Source organism: Rufibacter sp. XAAS-G3-1 (assembly GCF_013623775.1).
Taxonomy (GTDB): domain Bacteria; phylum Bacteroidota; class Bacteroidia; order Cytophagales; family Hymenobacteraceae; genus Nibribacter.
In genome coordinates, this window is the sequence record NZ_JABFAM010000006.1 from 1 (window position 1) to 17784 (window position 17784).

Annotated in this window: 18 protein-coding genes; 11 read left to right on the forward strand and 7 right to left on the reverse strand. The window is 50.4% G+C overall.

Annotation, left to right across the window (positions count from 1 at the left end; genetic code table 11):
* Positions 1 to 672 precede the first annotated feature (672 nt).
* The 4 genes from HHO50_RS21230 to HHO50_RS06825 all read left to right on the forward strand — a co-directional run bounded on the left by HHO50_RS21230 (position 673) and on the right by HHO50_RS06825 (position 4654).
* Complete coding sequence (locus HHO50_RS21230) at positions 673 to 795, forward strand: hypothetical protein (protein WP_255478635.1); 123 nt, start codon at positions 673 to 675, stop codon at positions 793 to 795.
* A gap of 321 nt (positions 796 to 1116) precedes the next feature.
* A complete protein-coding gene (locus HHO50_RS06815) occupies positions 1117 to 2202 on the forward strand; it encodes a 3-oxoacyl-ACP synthase III family protein (protein WP_181305269.1) in 1086 nt (361 codons plus the stop codon).
* 51 nt (positions 2203 to 2253) lie between these two features.
* Entirely contained in the window at positions 2254 to 3390 is a 1137-nt protein-coding gene (locus HHO50_RS06820) for an FAD-dependent monooxygenase (protein ID WP_181305270.1), read from the forward strand.
* 376 nt (positions 3391 to 3766) lie between these two features.
* Positions 3767 to 4654 (forward strand): DUF3822 family protein, encoded by an 888-nt coding sequence (locus tag HHO50_RS06825; RefSeq protein ID WP_181305271.1) that lies wholly within the window; start codon positions 3767 to 3769, stop codon positions 4652 to 4654.
* Between the two features lie 164 nt (positions 4655 to 4818).
* Here HHO50_RS06825 and HHO50_RS06830 read toward each other — a convergent pair whose 3' ends face one another.
* From HHO50_RS06830 to HHO50_RS06840, 3 genes are all read right to left on the reverse strand, one after another.
* Positions 4819 to 5451 (reverse strand): cytochrome c oxidase subunit III, encoded by a 633-nt coding sequence (locus tag HHO50_RS06830; RefSeq protein WP_181305272.1) that lies wholly within the window; start codon positions 5449 to 5451, stop codon positions 4819 to 4821.
* 203 nt (positions 5452 to 5654) lie between these two features.
* Complete coding sequence (locus HHO50_RS06835) at positions 5655 to 6005, reverse strand: hypothetical protein (RefSeq protein ID WP_181305273.1); 351 nt, start codon at positions 6003 to 6005, stop codon at positions 5655 to 5657.
* Between the two features lie 2 nt (positions 6006 to 6007).
* On the reverse strand, positions 6008 to 6214 hold the full coding sequence (locus tag HHO50_RS06840; RefSeq protein ID WP_181305274.1) for a hypothetical protein: 207 nt from the start codon (positions 6212 to 6214) through the stop codon (positions 6008 to 6010).
* 161 nt (positions 6215 to 6375) lie between these two features.
* On the opposite strand from HHO50_RS06840, the gene HHO50_RS06845 reads away from it, so the two are divergent.
* Together HHO50_RS06845 and HHO50_RS06850 are read left to right on the forward strand one after the other, a co-directional pair.
* Positions 6376 to 7119 (forward strand): hypothetical protein, encoded by a 744-nt coding sequence (locus tag HHO50_RS06845; RefSeq protein ID WP_181305275.1) that lies wholly within the window; start codon positions 6376 to 6378, stop codon positions 7117 to 7119.
* A gap of 67 nt (positions 7120 to 7186) precedes the next feature.
* Positions 7187 to 7684 (forward strand): DUF4920 domain-containing protein, encoded by a 498-nt coding sequence (locus HHO50_RS06850; protein ID WP_181305276.1) that lies wholly within the window; start codon positions 7187 to 7189, stop codon positions 7682 to 7684.
* A gap of 452 nt (positions 7685 to 8136) precedes the next feature.
* Here the strand turns inward: HHO50_RS06850 and HHO50_RS06855 are convergent, their stop codons facing one another.
* Positions 8137 to 8553, reverse strand: coding sequence for a hypothetical protein (locus HHO50_RS06855; RefSeq protein WP_181305277.1), 417 nt, complete (start codon positions 8551 to 8553; stop codon positions 8137 to 8139).
* A gap of 53 nt (positions 8554 to 8606) precedes the next feature.
* Positions 8607 to 9413 carry an alpha/beta fold hydrolase gene (locus HHO50_RS06860; RefSeq protein WP_181305278.1) on the reverse strand — a complete coding sequence of 269 codons (807 nt, stop codon included), beginning with the start codon at positions 9411 to 9413 and terminating at the stop codon, positions 8607 to 8609.
* A 579-nt stretch (positions 9414 to 9992) separates the two neighbouring features.
* Here HHO50_RS06860 and HHO50_RS06865 point away from each other — a divergent pair.
* A complete protein-coding gene (locus HHO50_RS06865; RefSeq protein WP_181305279.1) occupies positions 9993 to 10709 on the forward strand; it encodes a 3-ketoacyl-ACP reductase in 717 nt (238 codons plus the stop codon).
* A gap of 128 nt (positions 10710 to 10837) precedes the next feature.
* Here the strand turns inward: HHO50_RS06865 and HHO50_RS06870 are convergent, their stop codons facing one another.
* A complete protein-coding gene (locus tag HHO50_RS06870) occupies positions 10838 to 11983 on the reverse strand; it encodes a DEAD/DEAH box helicase (RefSeq protein ID WP_181305280.1) in 1146 nt (381 codons plus the stop codon).
* A 63-nt stretch (positions 11984 to 12046) separates the two neighbouring features.
* Positions 12047 to 12571, reverse strand: a complete 525-nt coding sequence (locus tag HHO50_RS06875) for a gluconokinase (RefSeq protein ID WP_181305281.1) — start codon at positions 12569 to 12571, stop codon at positions 12047 to 12049.
* Between the two features lie 180 nt (positions 12572 to 12751).
* Here HHO50_RS06875 and HHO50_RS06880 point away from each other — a divergent pair, with 180 nt between their 5' ends.
* The 4 genes from HHO50_RS06880 (at position 12752) to HHO50_RS06895 (ending at position 17701) form a co-directional block, all read left to right on the forward strand.
* The gene (locus HHO50_RS06880; protein WP_181305282.1) at positions 12752 to 13120 is read left to right on the forward strand and encodes an endonuclease domain-containing protein; all 369 of its coding nucleotides are present in this window, start codon (positions 12752 to 12754) and stop codon (positions 13118 to 13120) included.
* A gap of 135 nt (positions 13121 to 13255) precedes the next feature.
* Complete coding sequence (gene ligA, locus HHO50_RS06885; protein WP_181305283.1) at positions 13256 to 15307, forward strand: NAD-dependent DNA ligase LigA; 2052 nt, start codon at positions 13256 to 13258, stop codon at positions 15305 to 15307.
* A gap of 460 nt (positions 15308 to 15767) precedes the next feature.
* On the forward strand, positions 15768 to 16775 hold the full coding sequence (locus tag HHO50_RS06890; RefSeq protein ID WP_181305284.1) for an amidoligase family protein: 1008 nt from the start codon (positions 15768 to 15770) through the stop codon (positions 16773 to 16775).
* Complete coding sequence (locus tag HHO50_RS06895; protein ID WP_181305285.1) at positions 16763 to 17701, forward strand: gamma-glutamyl-gamma-aminobutyrate hydrolase family protein; 939 nt, start codon at positions 16763 to 16765, stop codon at positions 17699 to 17701. Before HHO50_RS06890 ends, HHO50_RS06895 begins: the two co-directional genes overlap by 13 nt.
* Positions 17702 to 17784: the final 83 nt, after the last annotated feature.

Here is a 17784-nt window from a genome sequence, read left to right on the forward strand (position 1 = left end):
CAGGTATGTTGAAGTTAATCTTATACCTGGTGATTTAGAACTATAGCAGTTGGAAAAATTATATCGGGGCAATCTAAAGGTTGGCAGAAAGTGAGAACATTTTTTACCAACTTTCACGGCAGAGAAATCAGCAGTATTCACAGATAGAGATCAGCAGAAGCCGCCGACTTGAATCAACAAAAGAACAGATTACCTCATCAAAAGTTAGGGAACGCCGCCCGACTTCCACCAGCAAGAGTAGCAAAAGAGGAAGTGACGCAGCGTTATGAGTAAAAGGAATTTACCAGCAACGTGTGCAAACGGACGGACGGATTTGCGTTTTCGGCCTGATTTTCAGAAATGAGGCCAAAAACAGGAAAAGTAAAAATGTGAGAACTCTCCGATAAGCTGTTTTGGGGCTCATTTTCCGAAAAATCGCCGAACCGCAACTCGTCTAGGTTCCTTTTCAGGTATCTGGCGATCAGCAGCGAGTCCGCCTTGACGTCCTTGCCCCGGACAATACCCACGGGGCGCCGGATGCGGTAGGCGTTCTCCGAGACGAACCTGAGCCCCTTCCCGGACAGGAACCTGCCTTAAGCTTTTAAAACCGCATATTTTTGGGGCGTTTTAGATAGAATGGCTAAAATCTAGTTTCTTTGCAGTATCATTCACCTGGCAAATACCTTTTATAAAATGAAGTATAATTGGAAAAAAGGTCTGAAAAAGATAGGCATTGCGGGCTTCCTGTTTTTCCTGATCAAGGGCTTGATCTGGATTTTCGTTCTGTATGGCGGGGCAAAATATATCTTTGACTAAGCAGTCCCTCCTGACGGAGCAAGATCTTAAGGATATGTATTAGCAAATGAAACAGGCTGAATCTCTCCTACAGTACCGTTTTAAGGCCATTTTACAGAATATAGGCCCTAAACAACCCTTGGTCTTTTAAGCCTGCCTCCCCTTCCTTACAAACATTAGTCTATTTCTATTTTTGGAAAATAATCTGCACCTTGACCCCGCAAGGGCAGAGACCTAACCTATTTTCTTTGCACGCACAGAAAAAGAAAGCGAAGGCAGAACAGATCATTTAACGGTGTTCTGGCCCTTACCCCTGCATGTTCCCTTACCTATCCAACCCTTATGTTACCGCATACCCTTTCTACAGTCATTACCGGTTCCGGAAGATTTCTTCCCGAAAAGGTGGTTGCCAACAACGACTTTTTAGAAAACGAATTTTATGATGTCTCGGGCAAGAAGTTACCCAACCCCAATGAGGTCATCATCCAGAAGTTTCAGCAGATCACGGGCATAAAGGAGAGAAGGTACGCCACAGGAAACATGGTGGCCTCAGACTTGGGTTTCCTGGCCGCTCAGGAAGCCATCACAAACGCCGGCATAGATCCAGAGACCTTAGATTACATCATTGTCGCGCATAATTTTGGCGATGTGAAAGCCAGCTCCCGCCGGGTAGACATGATGCCTCCGCTGGCGGCCCGCATCAAACACAAACTCCAGATCGCCAACCCCTACACCGTGGCCTATGATTTGCCTTTCGGCTGTCCGGGTTGGTTGCAGGGTATTATTCAGGCGCACTATTACCTGCAGTCCGGCGATGCCAAACGGATTCTGGTCATCGGGACGGAGACGCTATCCCGGGTGTCTGATGCCCACGACCGCGACAGCATGATTTATTCTGACGGCGCAGGAGCCGTCATCCTGGAAGCCCAGGCCGGGGAAGCCAAAGCGGGAGTCCTGAAACACCTAACCGTTTCCAATACGCTCACGCAGGCGTTGTGGCTGCACTCCTCCCCTTCCTACAATCCGGCAGCGCCGCAGCAAGACCTGTACATTAAGATGGATGGCCGCAAGATTTATGAATACGCCCTTAAAACGGTTCCGCAGTTGATCAAAGACTGCCTGGACAAAGCCGGTATTCCGCTTACAGACATCAAGAAAGTCTTGATTCACCAAGCCAACGAGAAAATGGACGAGGCCATGCTAGAGAGGCTTTTCAAGCTTTTCGGACAGGAAAACATTCCGGCAGATATCATGCCCATGACCATTGCTAAATTGGGAAACAACTCCGTCGCGACGCTGCCCGTGCTGTATGACTTCATCGCCCGGGGCGAATTGGCTGGCCACGGGTTACACAGCGGCGATACCGTGGTATTTGCTTCCGTAGGCGCCGGTATGAACGCCAATGCCGTGATCTACAGAATTCCGTAATGTACTTCTTCTTTTCTACTGACGTTTAAAGGGCACAAGAAAGGTACACCCATGCAGATAGGTATTATTGGCGGCGGAATTGCAGGTCTTTCCACGGCTCTTGCGTTACAGCAAATAGGCATTGATGCCCAGGTTTTTGATGCCGCCCCTAAGTTTGAACCAGTGGGTGCCGGATTGGCCCTGGCGGCGAATGCCATCAAAGGATTTCAGCGTTTGGGTATAGCCGATGAGGTGATTGCCCAAGGCAATTGCCTGGATGGCTTTCATATCTTTGATGCCCAAGGCCAACTCATTAACCGTACCGACAGCCGCGCCATGAGTGCCAAGTACGGGCTGGATAATTTCGTGATTCATAGAGCTGCTTTGCATAAAGTTTTGGTTGACCACTTGCCTGCGGCCTCATTGCATCCCAATAAAAGAGCCATCGGCTGCCAGCCGAAGGAACAAGGGGTTACCGTTCAGTTTCAGGATAACACTGAAACCGCGTTTGATCATCTGCTGGTAGCAGATGGCATCCATTCGGCCGTCAGGAAACAATTGCTGCCCCAAGCAGAGACCAGGTATGCGGGGTATACCTGCTGGCGCGCCATTATAGACAATCCCGGCTTGGAAAGCCTCTACGCCTCTGAGACCTGGGGGAAAGCCGGACGGGTGGGCTGGACTCCGCTGAAAGGAAACAAAATCTACTGGTTCGCCTGCGTCAATGCCCCAGAGAATGACCCCAGCATGAAAGCCATGCGGGTAGAAGATCTGCAACAACACTTCAAGGAGTACCACACTCCTATTCCAGACCTTTTCCGCCAGACCAAACCAGAACAACTGCTCTGGCACGACCTCTATGATTTGGCCCCGCTTCCGCAATTTGCGTTTGAGAACGCGTTGCTGCTGGGGGATGCCGGTCATGCCACTACCCCCAACATGGGACAGGGAGCTTGCCAGGCGGTAGAAGATGCAGTGGTTTTTGCCGATGAGTTGCAAAAGGATTTCAGCTTTAACCTGGCCGCCCAACGGTTTGAGAAACGCCGGATGCCCCGCACCCACTGGATCACCCGCCAGTCCCGGTTTCTGGGCGAAGTGGCGCAATCTCAGAATTGGGTGTTCATGCGCGTCCGTAACTTTGGCCTACGGCATTTGCCCACCTGGGTTAATGACAAGCAACTGGAAAAGGTTTACTCCGTGGATTTTTGATTTTGGGTCAAAAGCTGTAGAAGGGTCTTCCCCAAGAGTCTGCCTGTTGGTTTCTGGTTGTCTCTGGCGCAAGCGTTCGCTTGTTTTTTAAGAAAAGAAGGCTCAAAACACCTGTATAAGTGGAGCTTGAGTTCTCTTGTGAGACAAGGCCTTAGTTGCCGTTTTAGGCTTCCTTTCAGGAAAATAGGCTAAAAACACATTTTACCGCAGCTACCTTCCCCAAGGCTCTACTTGAAGACAAAAGAAATCTGAGGTTGGTTTGCCGGGCAGGCACACCGCTCTGCCCATCTAATCAGCGGCAATCTGGCGGGGTGGCATGGGGAGTAGGTTTAAAATGAGTAATATTGTACCTTAATTCTCCTTAGACCTTTTGCCCTTGACTACGTCCGTGCCGGCTTTCAGACAGACACAACGCGTCTATGATGACGCTTTTGACCCTAACTTTAGCGGCAGCGCCCATCTATACATCAGTTTCGGGGCCCACCGCATCCGCTTGGGGGTGTTAGACGCCCGGCGCAATAAGTTTGTAGCCCTGGAAGATTACGAGGCCGAACGGCCTTCTACCGTACAGAACGCCATTGCCCAACTGCAAGACCTCAGCAGCTCTACTCCCCTGTTGGAGGAAAGAAAATGGCAGCAAGTCCGCATTGGGATCAAGAACCAGCAGTTCACGCTTATTCCCGAGGCCCTTTTTGACCTGAATGCCCGCGCAGAGTACCTGAAACTGAATGCGGTGGTAGAACCCGAACAGGAAATGGTGCATCATCATGAACACCCTAGGCTGGAGTTGATGAACGTGTTCACGGTTCCCGCTCCGCTGGAAGACTGGGTTACTTCCCATTTCCAGGGAAGTTCTGTGGAGTTTGTGCACCAGACCTCGGCTTTGATGGAAGGCATTCTGCACATGGCCGAACGGAGCACACGCCCGCAGCTTTTTATCTACGTAGACAAGAACTACGTGACGCTGGTGGTGTTGCAAGGCCTGAAACTGGAGTTCTGCAACTCCTTCTTTTTCACTTCCTCCGAAGATTTTATCTATTACGTGCTGTTTGTGCTCCAGGAAAAGAAAATGAACCCCGACCAGGATCAGGTTACCGTCTGGGGCGAACTTCTGCTGGACTCAGAGCTGCATGAAGTCCTCCGGACGTATATCCGGCACGTGCAGTTCGGGAAAAAGCCCACCGGCGTAGGGTTCAGCTACCGTTTTGACGCCCTGTTCAACCACCGAAACTTTGACATGTACAGCCTTCACTTTTGCGACTAAATTTATTGAGTGAGTGAGTGAATTTGAGAATGAAGGCACAAACCCTAATAAAAAGGGAGAGCCCCTTGGACAAATTGTTCAAAGGGCTCTCCCTTTTTATCTAGTCTCACAAATTCATTCTTCTATTCTCCCACTCATTCAATCACTCAATGATTCAATAACCCCTAAAGCGCGAACAGGAAAACAAAGTAGAGCGCGATCCAGATAATGCCCAGGAAGTGCCAGTAGCTGCGGAGCATCTGCACCTGCATGAGGCGGTATGGGTCACGGTTGAAGATAAGGGAGCGGATGGGGTCTTTAGAGGCTCTGTTCACTTTCACGTACAGGTAAGAGGCGAAGGCAAGACCACCGGCAATGTGCAACAGGTGCAACGCCGATAACAGATACAGGAACGTACCCGCCGGATGTCCGTCAAAGAAAACCCTGGCCGATGCCATTTCATACCAGGCTACAATCTGCGCTAACGAGAACACCAAACCCAGCCCCAACGACCACAACAGGCCTTTTTTCATACTGATCAAATCATCTTGTCCGTAATGGAAGGGCACCTGGTGCATAGAAAACCCGCTCACCAGAATAAGGATGGTACTTACAGAGAAAAGTTTAGGCAGGTTGAAGGTAGAGGGAGTGGCGGCGTCTGCGTTTTTGAAGAAAAACATGGCCGTCAGCATGAAAAACAGCATGGCCATACCTGCCATGGTCACAAACAGCAGCATTTTCACCGGCGGCACTTTCTCTATTTTTTCAAAGCTGGACATTCTTCCAGCACCAATTTTGTTTTGATTCTCAGATTTCATGATTCAGAAAATTCATCGGCCCAACGTGAGTTACCAATCTGTATAAACGCTACTCTATACGTTATGTAGTACCTTGAAAATCAGTAGAATGTTTACCGGTCTTCTCATATTTAATGCACATTTTTATCTGAACGTTGCATCTACCAAGTTTTATATTGAATGATCCATCTTCGGCAACCACACTCGCCAACTATTGGGGAGTGTCAGCCTCTTTTAAACCAAGAGCCCACTTGCCCAAACACCGCATTGGCCGTAATGCGGGGAGAACTGCCGGTGCCTATTTCTATGTACGTTTTGTTGTTGACCCGTATGTCCAGCACCAATCCTGCCTGCACCATCTTTTGGTTTAGGTCTTTCGCCTTCTCCAGCTTAGAGATCAGCGCCGCTATGCCTTTCGCCGAGGAAGGAGGCATCACATTGTCCAGCACGCGTTCCAGAGAAGCATGATCTGTGAAGTTCACAACCACGTAATTCTCTTCCGCCACCACCAGCACCTGGTCTTGCTGAACCGTCAGCACCAACCTGCCCGAAATCTCAAACGGAAAAACGGCCATACCTATGCTTTGTTAGAACCAGAAGATGTGGTTTTAAGCGTCAGCTTGCCGTTGAGTTTCCACTGGCCGGGTTGGCCCGTGGGCCCTGGCCCCTGCACCGCCACATCCTGAAAATCTAAGGTGATATCGGTTTGGTCGGCTTTTAGTTTTTCCAGGAGAACGGCAGCTAACTCAGAGAGTTTCTGAACAGATTTAGTAGAATTTTCCATAGTGACAAAGCTAGGTTAGAAACTGAAATACGAACTGAAATACGGGGCAACAGGCACCGCGTTACTTTCCCGATTTTAATACAAAAAGTGCAATACATCTAAGTAATTTACTGTACGTATAAACAACAGCTTTACGCTCAAATATGAGGGTAATTCTTTCTATGAAAAACACTTTCTTCTTTATAGCAGGGTTGGTTTGGCTGTTCGCCTTCTTTGCCTTGCCCAATGCCGCCATTGCCCAGAATTGCCTGCAACCCCTTGGCTTGTCTAAGAACACAGAGTTTGTGTTTCAGGTCACGGACAAAGGGCACAAGAAAGGCACTCTCAACAACAAAGTGGTGCAGCAGATGGCCAACAAAGACGGCGTATACGTGACCACCTTCAAGAGTACGCGCATCAGCCCCAAGAAACGCCCCGAAACCGCAGAAGAATACCAGATCAGATGCTCCGGCGACACTATTTACCTGGATGCCATGCTGCTGCTCAGAGAACAAGTCCTGAAAACCTTTGAAGGCAAAGACTTTGATTTCACGCCCGTTGACATTGCCTACCCCCAACAGATGAAGGTAGGCGAAAAATTACCTGATGCGGGCTTAGGGGTAAAAGTCCGCTCCTCTACGGTGAACATCACCCAAATCAGCATGTCAGCCACCAACCGCCAAGTAGAGGCCCTGGAAAAAATCACCACTCCCGCCGGTACCTTTGACTGCTACAAAATAAGCTACCAGTACGAGGTAACCCTAGATGCCATGGGCATGCCCCTGCGCGATGTCTTTCAGGTGGAGGAGTACTTCTCGCTGGAGCACGGCCTGATCAAATGCCAGTTTAAAACCAAACGCGGCAAGAAAGCCAAAGGCCTGGAACTGATCTCCAAACGGAACGCGGCCCAAGCCCTGCAGAAATAACCACCTGTGCGGTTGGTCTTTTCCCAATGTTGAGTAGCTTTAAACATTGAATACCTCCACCAATGCCATGAAAAAGCTGCTGTTTTCCGCCGTCGTCGTTTTCCCCCTGTTTTTGGGAAGTTGCGCCCAAAACACCGAAACTGCCCCAACCGAATCTACCGCCTCTCCCGTAAAAGTAAGTACCTACGGAAACAAGATTACTTCTGAAGGAGCCATTTCCGCCGCTGAGTTACCTAAACTGCTGACCAACCAAGACTCTGCCCAAGCCAAAGTAGCCTCCAACGTTTTGGATGTTTGCCAAGCCAAAGGTTGCTGGATGGAAGTAGCCGTGCAAGGCCAGGAACCCATGCGGGTTTCGTTCAAGAACTATGGCTTTTTCATGCCTAAAGACATTGTAGGCAAAGAAGTGGTGTTTGAGGGGGTCGCGTTAAGAGATACTGTCTCAGTGGCAGACCAACGCCACTTTGCTGAAGATGCCGGCAAGAGCAAAGAGGAGATTGCCGCCATTACCGCACCCAAACCCTCCATCACGTTTGTAGCCACTGGGGTTCAAGTAAAAGACTAATCTTCTTATTGTTTCCCTTTCTGCGCTTTGAATTGGCTTCTTTGGGGAGATAGGTGGGTGCATGCCTTATGCTGTTCCCTTGGCTTTTCTGTTTGTTGCGTGGGGGCAAGTGCTGCATTGTTTCATTTCTGGCGGTAAGCGCTCACGGCCGCGGGGCCCCGTCTTCCCCTCGCGCACTGCCCTTTCGGCCTGAGAAGATATTTGCTCTTAGCGTCTGCCTTTCCAGGGACAAAAGCGAGGCGCGAGAGGGGAAGACTGGAACTGGGGAACGTAAGTAAAGGGGGCGGGGCTGGGGTGGGTTCTGGTGCTCCACCATCTCCTTTCGTTCAAATAAGTGCTATAATACTGTTCGTAGCCGTTTAAGGGGCGTTTTTCTGAAAAGAGGCCTGAAACGGCTGTTCCTTTTGGTACGTTTTCTGATTTTCGGCTTGAAAGCCCGGAATAAAGAAGAGTCAGGAAACATGGAGGAGGAGCCAATCTTCTGCCTGCTCCTGTTCTTCAAAGGCTTTCAGGTAAAGTTGTTCTTTCAGATGCTGCCGGAATGACTCAAAAGACCTTTGCCCGAAGATTCCCGGCGAGAGAACATGGGCGAAATAGCGCAGCCCCAGCAATCTGGCGGCCGGGGCCCATTTGTAGCTCAGGTACGGCACCGCCACTTCCCAGGGCCCAATCAACTCTTTGTTGCTGTTCAGCAAGCCCCGGCAAGGCTCTTCGCGCAGCATGGCCAGAAGATGGTTGCCCCCCATCACAACCGTTTCCAGGGTTTGGACACCTACCCAGTTGACATAGATGTACGTGTTCTGGGGCATTCTCACCGCCTCAAAACAGACATCTCCGTTTGCCTTCTTCAGCTCCTTTTTATCCATCAAACTCGTATCCGCTGCCTTGGGCACCAGAACCAACCGTACCGCAGTTTTTCATTTCAGCCCAGAACTTTACTAGGTAGGAATTCTTTCATAATGGCGATGGTCTCTTCGGGGGCACTTAGGTTGGGGCAGTGCCCGGTGGCCCTCAGAAGCCTGAATGTACTGTTGGGTAAATTCTGGTGCATGTATTCTCCTACGGGTAAAGGCGCGATAAGGTCATCTGAACACTGCATAATCAAGGCTTCAGTCCTCACGTTGCACAAATCGGCCCGGTTGTCTGACAGGAACGTGATGCGGGCGAAATCTTTGGCTATTTCTATGTCACTCTGGCAAAAGCTCTGGGTTAGTTCCTGGCTTAGTTCTGGCCTGTCTGGGTTTGCCATGATCAGAGGCGCGATGGCCCTGGCCCAGTTCAGGTAATCACTGTCTAGGGTACCCAGCAGATCATCTATGCCCTCCTGGGTGAAGCCTCCGGTGTACTCCTCATCATTGATATAGCGCGGTGAGGGGCCAATCAACACCAGTTTAGAGAATCGGCCCGGGTCTAGAATGGAGGCGAGCAACCCTATCATGGCACTCACCGAATGACCTACAAAAATGACCTCCTCCAGCTCCAGTTCCTCACAGATTTCCAGAATGTCTACCGCGTAAGACTGAAGCGAGGCATACCTTCCCAGGGTATACGCTGAGGTATCTGCCTTCCCGAAACCCACATGGTCAAACAGCACGATCTTGTACTCTTCCTCAAAAGCTGGGGTAATGTAGCGCCACATGTTCTGGTCACAGCCGTACCCATGGGCAAAAAGCATGGGCTTCTCTCCACGGCCTTTTACCTGTACGTTGTTTCTCTTACTTGCATTCATATAGAGGGGGTGATAAATGACTCTTAAAATAATCCAGCACACGTGGATACTACCCAATATACGAACCAAACCGTCAGAAACCTGTTTTAAGGCTGATTTTCTGAAAACAACCTCAAAACAGACCTGCTTTTATCTAAACTATTCTTTACAGAATCTAAGCTTGCATTCAAATTCTCAACATAGAGATCTGATAGCTAATAGGTTTATTCCTTTAAAAGATCTTTCCTCTTTACCTGAAGAAAGAATAAGCATTCGCTCTTCTGCAAAGCCGAATCATCCTGCTAAAATGCCAGGCTGTAGGCTTCACTATCCTTAGATCATCTGAGCGGTTGCGCCTTGTCAAAACAAAGTTGTGTGTACCGGAACAAGCCAAAGCTTCTCTTTCCCCTAGCCGTTTGACTACCTGACAGATAGCCTCTGAAGTGATTTCCTCCACTAAGGTTCTGTGAATTCTCTCTAACTAGGTGGAAAAATTACCGTTAGTTCTAAAACTCTGGTTCGTACCACTTAGGATACGGGGCTGGAGGTTGAGCAGAGATTTTTCTCTGCTCCTATTGTTTTCAATACACAAGATAAACTATGGAATCATTGAAAGGAAAAACTGCGCTCATTACAGGTGCCGGGAAAGGAATTGGGCGAGCATTAGCCATGGCATTGGCAAGAGAAGGCGTAAACATTGCGTTACTGGCCCGTACCCAGAGTGACTTACAAAAAGTAGCCACCGAGCTGGAGGGCTTAGGAGTGGAAACCTCCGTAGTAACCGCCGATGTCACCAATATAACCAGCGTGAATGAAGCCGTAGAGCAAGCGCGGCAGGAACTGGGCTTTATTGACATCCTGATCAATAACGCCGGTACCGCCGCCTTTGGCAAATTCCTGGAATTGGAACCAGACCAGTGGGAACACATCATCAAAGTAAACCTCATGGGCCCGTACTACGTGACCCGCGCCGTGTTACCAGCCATGATCTCCAAGAAGACCGGCGACATTATCAACATTTCCTCTACCGCCGGTCAACGCGGTTCTGCCGTCACCAGTGCGTACAGCGCCTCTAAATTCGGGCTGATTGGCTTGTCTGAATCCTTGATGCAGGAAGTAAGGAAGCACAACATACGGGTAACCACCCTCACGCCCAGCACCGTAGCCACCGATCTGGCGGTAGAGTTGAAACTGACCGACGGCAACCCCGAGAAAGTCATGCAACCCGAGGATTTCGCTGAGTTTGTGGTGTGCCAACTTAAACTGAACCGGAGGGTTTTCTTGAAAGAAGCCGGTATTTGGTCTACTAACCCGTAAATGCCGTGATGTAACAAAAAAGCCATACCTGTTAGGTATGGCTTTTTTGTGGATCTATCCTCTTCTGGCAAGTCCTAACCACTAGGCGAATGGATTCCGGTTTTTCTTCTGTTTTCTAAAAACAAGCTCTAAAATCCTTTCAAGTCAGTCTCTTTCGTTTCCTGGGTGGGGATAATGCGCTTGGTTTGCTTCTGGATGATCTTGAAATGGTGGGCATCCTCGGGCGTGACCAAGGTGATGGCTTCTCCGGCAGACTCTGCCCGGCCGGTGCGCCCAATTCTATGGATGTAATCTTTAGACGAACGGGGCAGATCATAATTGATCACGTAAGGCAAATACTGCACATCAATGCCCCGCGAGGCCAGGTCGGTGGCTACCAAAACCGCTACTTTCCCTTTCTTGAACAAGGCCAGCGCCTCGGTTCTGGCTCCTTGGCTTTTGCCGCTGTGCAGGGCTACCGCTTTAATGCCGTTATTAGCTAATTTAGTTACCAGATGGTCGGCGCGTTGCGTGGCCGAGACAAAGACCAGTACCTGTTGCATTTGACGGTGCTTGATGAGGTAACGCAGGAAAGGCCCTTTTCTCTCGGTCTCCACCAGGTAGGCCACTTCTGAGATCAGGGAAGGCGCGGTGCTTTCTTCTTCTTTGATTTCTACGGTGACCGGCTCTCTAAGCATGGTTTCCTGAATGGCATTTACCTTGTTGTCCAGCGTGGCGGAGAACAGCAGATTCTGGCGTCTTTTTGGCAAAAGAGCCAAAATCTGGCGCATCTCCTCCTCAAAACCCAGGTTCAGCATCTTGTCGGCCTCATCCAGCACCAGGGTTTCCACCTCAGACAGATGCACGGCCTTTGACTCCACCAGATCCAGCAAGCGGCCAGGGGTGGCCACCAGAATATCGGTGCCCTGCAACTTCATCATCTGCGGATTGATGGATACGCCCCCGAATACCGCCAAGGTCTTGATCTGGATGGGAATATGCGCGCTGAAAGACAGGAACACCTCCCCTACCTGCAAGGCCAGTTCGCGCGTGGGCACCAGCACCAACGCCTTCACGTACCGGTTCCGGAACGCCCGGTTGGTTTGCATTTTGTCCAGCAGCGGCAACGCGTAGGCCGCCGTTTTTCCCGAGCCCGTTTGCGCAATGCCCAGCACATCTTTCCCTTTCAGGATTTCCGGAATAGCGGCTTTCTGTACCGGGGTGGGTTCTGCGTATTTCTGGGAAGCAACTGCTTTTAGGATTGCGGGAGATAACCCAAGCTCTGAAAAAGACATAAATATTGCTGATGAAGGTATTTTGACAGCGCAAAGGTAACCCGAATAATTTGGTTTTGGGGTTTATGGGGCTTTCTCCGGAGAAGCGGAGGAACCATCTCCGGCTTTAAAATGCTGAATGACCTGTTGTACCAGTACATCCGGCGGATGAACAATGTCAAGAGCCAAGGCATCGGCAGGCACCTCCAAGGTCTGTAACTGTGAGGCAAGTAGCGCCTCGGGCATAAAGTGACCTTCCCTCCCACCCATGCGTTCCTTCAGAAGGGCTACTTGGCCGTGGAGGAAAACTATTTTAAGCCCCTTTTCCAGATTCTGCCGCAAAACCAGACGGTACTGCTCTTTGAGCGCCGAGCAGGCCATGACCACCTCTTGCCCGGCAGCTTCCGCTTCTTGCAGGAGATGGTTCAGTTTGCGAAGCCACTCCGCCCTATCCTCATCCGTGAGCGGAATACCGCTGCTCATTTTAGCTATGCTGGGTGCCAGGTGATGGTCATCGGCATCAATGAAATGCAGCCGGAGTTTCTGCGCCAGCAATTTGCCCACCGTGCTCTTCCCACTGCCAGATACGCCCATTACCATGTAAGACATGTTCTTCTCACTTTGTGTGTTGCTTAAGCATACGCACTCAGCGGCAATGTGTTATTTCTACGGAGGTCAAGGCAAAGAAGGAAGTAAATGAGGACCTTAAAACAGGTAGAAAGCTTCCCCTTTTCGTCGGGAACCAACTCCTTCGCTGTTTTAGTGTGTAGCGGTGTACTTTCTACCAAGATGCCCACACTCATCCATTATGTGTCTTCTTTAAAAGAAAACAGAAGGAATCTCAGGAATGCCCTTACGCCTGCTGAAGCTACCTTATGGGAAATGTTGCAAAGGAGCCAGTTGCATGGAAAGAAATTCAGAAGACAACATAGGGTAGGCCCTTACATTCTTGATTTCTACTGCCCATCAGAAATGCTTGCAATCAAGTTGGACGGTGCCCATCATTTTACGGATGCAGGCTTTGAAGATGATTTAGTACGGACAGCGTACTTGGAGAATCTGTACATTAGGGTACTCCGATTTGAAAACAAGGAGGCGTTTGAGCAGACGGAAGGAGTACTGGAGGTAATTAGAAGGAACTTTAGAAGCGCCTTTTAACCAACCCAACCCCTCCTACATTAGGAGGGGTTGGGGGAGTAATTTCTGAATTGGGGGTGGTCAACTTCGGAGCGCAACGTACAGAGACAAACTCCGTTTTTCTTACCTTTACCGGCAGATTAACCTAATCCACCCATGCCTGAGCAGAATCCTGAAGCCCGCATTTTAGAGCTGACCCAACGCCTGAACTACCTCAACTACCAATATTACCAAAACAGCGTCTCAGAAGTCTCTGACTATGAGTTTGACCAGATGCTGAAGGAACTGCAACAACTGGAGGAGCAGCACCCGCAATTCCGGTCAGACAATTCCCCTACCCAGCGCGTGGGCGGCACCATTACCAAAAATTTCCCCACGGTGAAGCACAAATACCCCATGCTCTCGCTGGGCAACACGTACTCAGAAGACGAGGTGCGGGAGTTTGACAAACGCGTACGCAAAGTCACCGGCGATGAGATGGAATATGTCTGCGAACTGAAGTTTGACGGAGTGGCCATGAGCCTTACCTACACCAATGGTGCCCTGACGGCCGGAGTCACCCGTGGCGACGGAACGCGGGGCGATGATATCACGCCCAATGTGCGCACCATCAGAACCATCCCGCTCCATTTGCACGGCAACGACATACCAGCCGAGGTTGAAATACGCGGCGAAGTGTTCATGCCCTTCAACGTGTTTGAGGAACTGAACAAAGAACGTGAGGAAATCGGGGAAGCCTTAATGGCGAACCCGCGCAACGCCACGTCCGGCACCCTGAAATTGCAGGACTCCAAAGAAGTGGCCCGCCGCCGCCTGAGCATGTTTGCCTATAGTTTACTCAGCACCCCTACCCTGTTCGAGAGCCACTCGCAAAGTCTGGAAGCGCTGCAACGCTGGGGCCTGAACGTATCGCCTACCTGGCGCGTGTGCAGCACCATTGAAGAGGTGATGGACTTCATTCATGTGTGGGAAACCAAACGCTTTGAACTGCCCATCGCTACGGACGGCATTGTGGTCAAGGTGAATTCCTACGCGCAACAAGAAGAGCTAGGCTATACCGCTAAAAGTCCGCGTTGGGCCATGGCGTACAAGTACAAAGCCATGGAAGCGGTAACCGAGCTTCTGGGCATAGAATACAACGTGGGCCGTACCGGGGCGGTGACGCCGGTGGCGCTCATGAAACCCGTGCTGCTGGCGGGTACCACGGTGAAACGCGCCTCGTTGCACAACGCGAATGAAATTGAGCGCTTAGGCTTGATGATTCATGACCGGGTAGTGGTTGAAAAAGGCGGCGAAATCATCCCAAAAGTGACCGCGGTAAAAACTGAATTCAGAAGCGAGAATGCCGAGCCAATTGTCTATCCTACCATTTGCCCGGCTTGTAGCACCCCGCTCATCCGTACCGAAGGGGAGGCCAACCATTATTGCCCCAATGAGAAAGGTTGTCCACCGCAGGTAAAAGGCAAATTGGAACACTTCATCAGCCGTAAGGCCATGAACATCATGAGCCTGGGCGAAGGCAAAATTGAGTTGCTGGTAGAACAAGGCTTGGTCATCAGTCCAGACCAACTCTATGACCTCACCTATGAAACGCTGTTCGGGCTGAAGAAGACATTTGTGAACGAAGACACGGGCAAGAGCCGCATTGTCACCTTCCAGAAGACCACAGTAGAGAACATCCTCAAAGCCCTGGAGAAGTCAAAGGAAGCTCCGTTTGACCGCGTGTTGTTTGCCCTGGGCATCCGGTTTGTGGGGAACACGGTGGCGCAAAAGCTGGCCCAGCACTTCCGCAACATTGATGCCCTCCGCGCCGCTACCGAGGAGGAATTGATCTCCGTGCCCGAGATTGGGGGCCGCATTGCCGCCTCGGTACGCGAGTACTTTCAGGATGTCGCCAACGTGCACGTGGTGGAACGTCTGCGTGCGCATGGCTTGCAACTGGACTTGGGCGAAGTAGCGGTGGTGGAACCGCAGAGTGATAAACTGGCGGGTCACACCTTCGTGGTTTCCGGGGTGTTTTCCGGCTACTCCCGCGAAGAACTGCAGGATACCATCATCGCCCACGGCGGAAAAATTGTGAGCTCCATCTCCAAAAAGCTGTCTTACCTGGTGGCCGGCGACAAGATGGGCCCCAGCAAACTGGAAAAAGCCACCACGCTGGGGGTGAAGATTATCAGTGAAGAAGAATTCAACCAGATGCTTGCGTAGCACCATTTTGGGCAGAGACACTCGTAGGAGCTACGCACACTACAAGGTCTTTTGAGCTTGCTTCTTCTCTAAATTGTAAGTTTTAAACGTGGCAAGTTCTGATGAATCAAACCTGTGAAGTTTTCAAAACCTCACAGGTTTCTTATTTTCAAGCTATTTTTCAGAAAACAAGTCTAAAACAACTCATCAATATTCATTCTTAGCTAATTCAAATGACCTCGTAATGTGCGAAGCTCCTATGAGTGTCTTCGCCAATAGATGCAATTCCGGTTTAGACCTTCTTTTCTGAAAAACAGCCTGAAAACGCCTGGCACACCTGCTTCTACCTTTCACCTGAGAATCAAAGAACAGACAGCCATTAAGCAGCCTAACCTTTAAAGCACAATAAAAAAATACAAAACACGTAACGCTAATCTTTCTTACACGTTGGTTTAGGAAAACTGTGTAGATAGAAAACGCCATGTCTTTCAAGCCACTGCCAATAGAGAAGAACAAGGAAGGAAACGTGCGGACTGTGGGCTTTGAGCTGGAGTTCGCCAATGTGGGCATCAACGAGTGCATCCAGATTGTGCAGGAGCTGTACGGAGGCGAGGTGCAGTGGGAAAACCGTTTCTCGGCAAAAGTGGTGAACACGCGGTTGGGAGATTTCAGCGTGGAGATTGACTTGAAGCTCTTAACCGAAAAGCAGTACAAACCGCTTCTCGAGAAGCTCAACATTGACGTTGAGCATACCAAGTTGGGACAGGAGACGCTGGAAGAGAAAATTGATGATGCCCTGGAAAGCGTCATCAAGAAGGTGATTCCGTATGAGATTGGGGTGCCTCCGGTGCCGTATAATCAATTAGACCAGTTAGAGGCGCTACGACAATCTTTGTATGCGCATCAGGCCAAAGGCACCGAAGCATTCTTCACCAATGCGTTCGGCACGCACATCAACGTAGAGATACCAGATACCGAACCTGCTACCATTCTGCGCTACATCAGGGCGTTTCTGCTGCTGTACCCCTGGTTGCTGGAAGCCGGTGAAACCGATTTTGCCCGTAAAAACCTGACTTCGTTCATCAACCCTTTTCCGGCAGACTACAACGCACTGGTGCTGGACCCAGACTACAACCCAACGCTGGCGCAACTCATTGACGATTACCACCAGTACAACCCAGACCGGAACCGCCCCTTGGATATGTACCCGTTGTTTGCCTTCGTGAACGAGCAGCAAGTGAACCAGTTTACCAACCTGGGCAGCGTGAAAGCCCGAAAAACCTTTCACTACCGCCTGCCCAACTCCTGCATTTCTGACCCAGACTGGACATTGGCGCAGGAGTGGAACAACTGGGTAGTTATTGAAGAATTGGCGAGCAAACCAGAAAGAATCACCGAGATGAGCAAGGAGTACCTCCACCTGAAGGAGAACACGCTTTTAGGGTTTGAAGGGAAGTGGTGTAAACAAACAGAACAGTGGCTAACATAAAGAAAAAGGTTTATAGGATCAACCGAAACCGCCCTACCATTGGCATTACGGGGCCAGACAAAGGCGGGGAAGTGGCGTGGGTATTTACGGCCTTCGGGGTGTTGCTGGCGGGCGGTAAACCCGTCCACATCACCCCTTCCAACCCGCGCACCGCCGATGGTCTGCAAGGGCTCATCATTGGCGGCGGGGCCGATGTAGACCCGCAGACCTACCAGCAGGACGCCGTGTTCCAGGAGTATCTGCAACGCACCCTCAAGAACCCCAAAAAAAACTTCTTCCAACGGGTTTGGCGCTTTACCCGCTGGATTTATTACCCCGCCCTTTTCTTCGTCCGGAAACTCTTCAGCCGCAAACCACAGTGGTCTTTAGACCAAGCCCGCGACCATCTGGAGTTCCAGTTGATAGACCAAGCCGTCAAGAAAAACCTACCGGTATTGGGTATCTGCCGGGGCTCCCAGCTGATGAACGTCTATTTCAGGGGTACCCTGTACCAAGACATCAGTACTTTTTACAAAGAAGAGCCCAATCCTTCCAGCATTTTCCCGGTAAAGAAAGTCACCTTCAAACCGGGCAGTAAGCTGTCCCAGATTATAGGCCTGCCAAAACTAAAGGTGAACGCGCTGCACCACCAGGCTGTCAATACCCCCGGCAAAGGTCTGGAGATTGTCGCCCGCGAAGCCAACCAGGTGGTGCAGGCCATTGAGCACACCGAGCGGGAATTCATGTTGGGCGTGCAGTGGCACCCTGAGTATTTGCCGCGCCGGCAGGAACAACGGCGCATTTTTCAGGCTTTGGTGCAGAAAGCCCGCGAGGTGAACCTACAGATAGAAGACCCTGATATGGAAGAGGCGTTGGCGCAACCAAGGGGCACTACGTTGGTTTCCTTAGACCAACAAGTAAAGGAAACCAACGCCAATAGAGGCTGATCTCGTTTGTAAAGGTAGAATAAGAGCCGTTTTCGTCTCCTTTTCTCAAAAACAGGCTGAAAACCAACCCCATCTCAACTCTG

Coding starts and splice junctions, on each gene's coding strand:
- HHO50_RS21230 (WP_255478635.1), top strand. CDS start 673: ATGAAGTATAATTGGAAAAAAGGTCTGAAAAAGATAGGCATTGCGGGC.
- HHO50_RS06815 (WP_181305269.1), top strand. CDS start 1,117: ATGTTACCGCATACCCTTTCTACAGTCATTACCGGTTCCGGAAGATTT.
- HHO50_RS06820 (WP_181305270.1), top strand. CDS start 2,254: ATGCAGATAGGTATTATTGGCGGCGGAATTGCAGGTCTTTCCACGGCT.
- HHO50_RS06830 (WP_181305272.1), bottom strand. CDS start 5,451: ATGAAATCTGAGAATCAAAACAAAATTGGTGCTGGAAGAATGTCCAGC.
- HHO50_RS06835 (WP_181305273.1), bottom strand. CDS start 6,005: ATGGCCGTTTTTCCGTTTGAGATTTCGGGCAGGTTGGTGCTGACGGTT.
- HHO50_RS06840 (WP_181305274.1), bottom strand. CDS start 6,214: ATGGAAAATTCTACTAAATCTGTTCAGAAACTCTCTGAGTTAGCTGCC.
- HHO50_RS06845 (WP_181305275.1), top strand. CDS start 6,376: ATGAAAAACACTTTCTTCTTTATAGCAGGGTTGGTTTGGCTGTTCGCC.
- HHO50_RS06850 (WP_181305276.1), top strand. CDS start 7,187: ATGAAAAAGCTGCTGTTTTCCGCCGTCGTCGTTTTCCCCCTGTTTTTG.
- HHO50_RS06860 (WP_181305278.1), bottom strand. CDS start 9,413: ATGAATGCAAGTAAGAGAAACAACGTACAGGTAAAAGGCCGTGGAGAG.
- HHO50_RS06865 (WP_181305279.1), top strand. CDS start 9,993: ATGGAATCATTGAAAGGAAAAACTGCGCTCATTACAGGTGCCGGGAAA.
- HHO50_RS06870 (WP_181305280.1), bottom strand. CDS start 11,983: ATGTCTTTTTCAGAGCTTGGGTTATCTCCCGCAATCCTAAAAGCAGTT.
- HHO50_RS06875 (WP_181305281.1), bottom strand. CDS start 12,571: ATGTCTTACATGGTAATGGGCGTATCTGGCAGTGGGAAGAGCACGGTG.
- HHO50_RS06880 (WP_181305282.1), top strand. CDS start 12,752: ATGCCCACACTCATCCATTATGTGTCTTCTTTAAAAGAAAACAGAAGG.
- ligA (WP_181305283.1), top strand. CDS start 13,256: ATGCCTGAGCAGAATCCTGAAGCCCGCATTTTAGAGCTGACCCAACGC.
- HHO50_RS06890 (WP_181305284.1), top strand. CDS start 15,768: ATGTCTTTCAAGCCACTGCCAATAGAGAAGAACAAGGAAGGAAACGTG.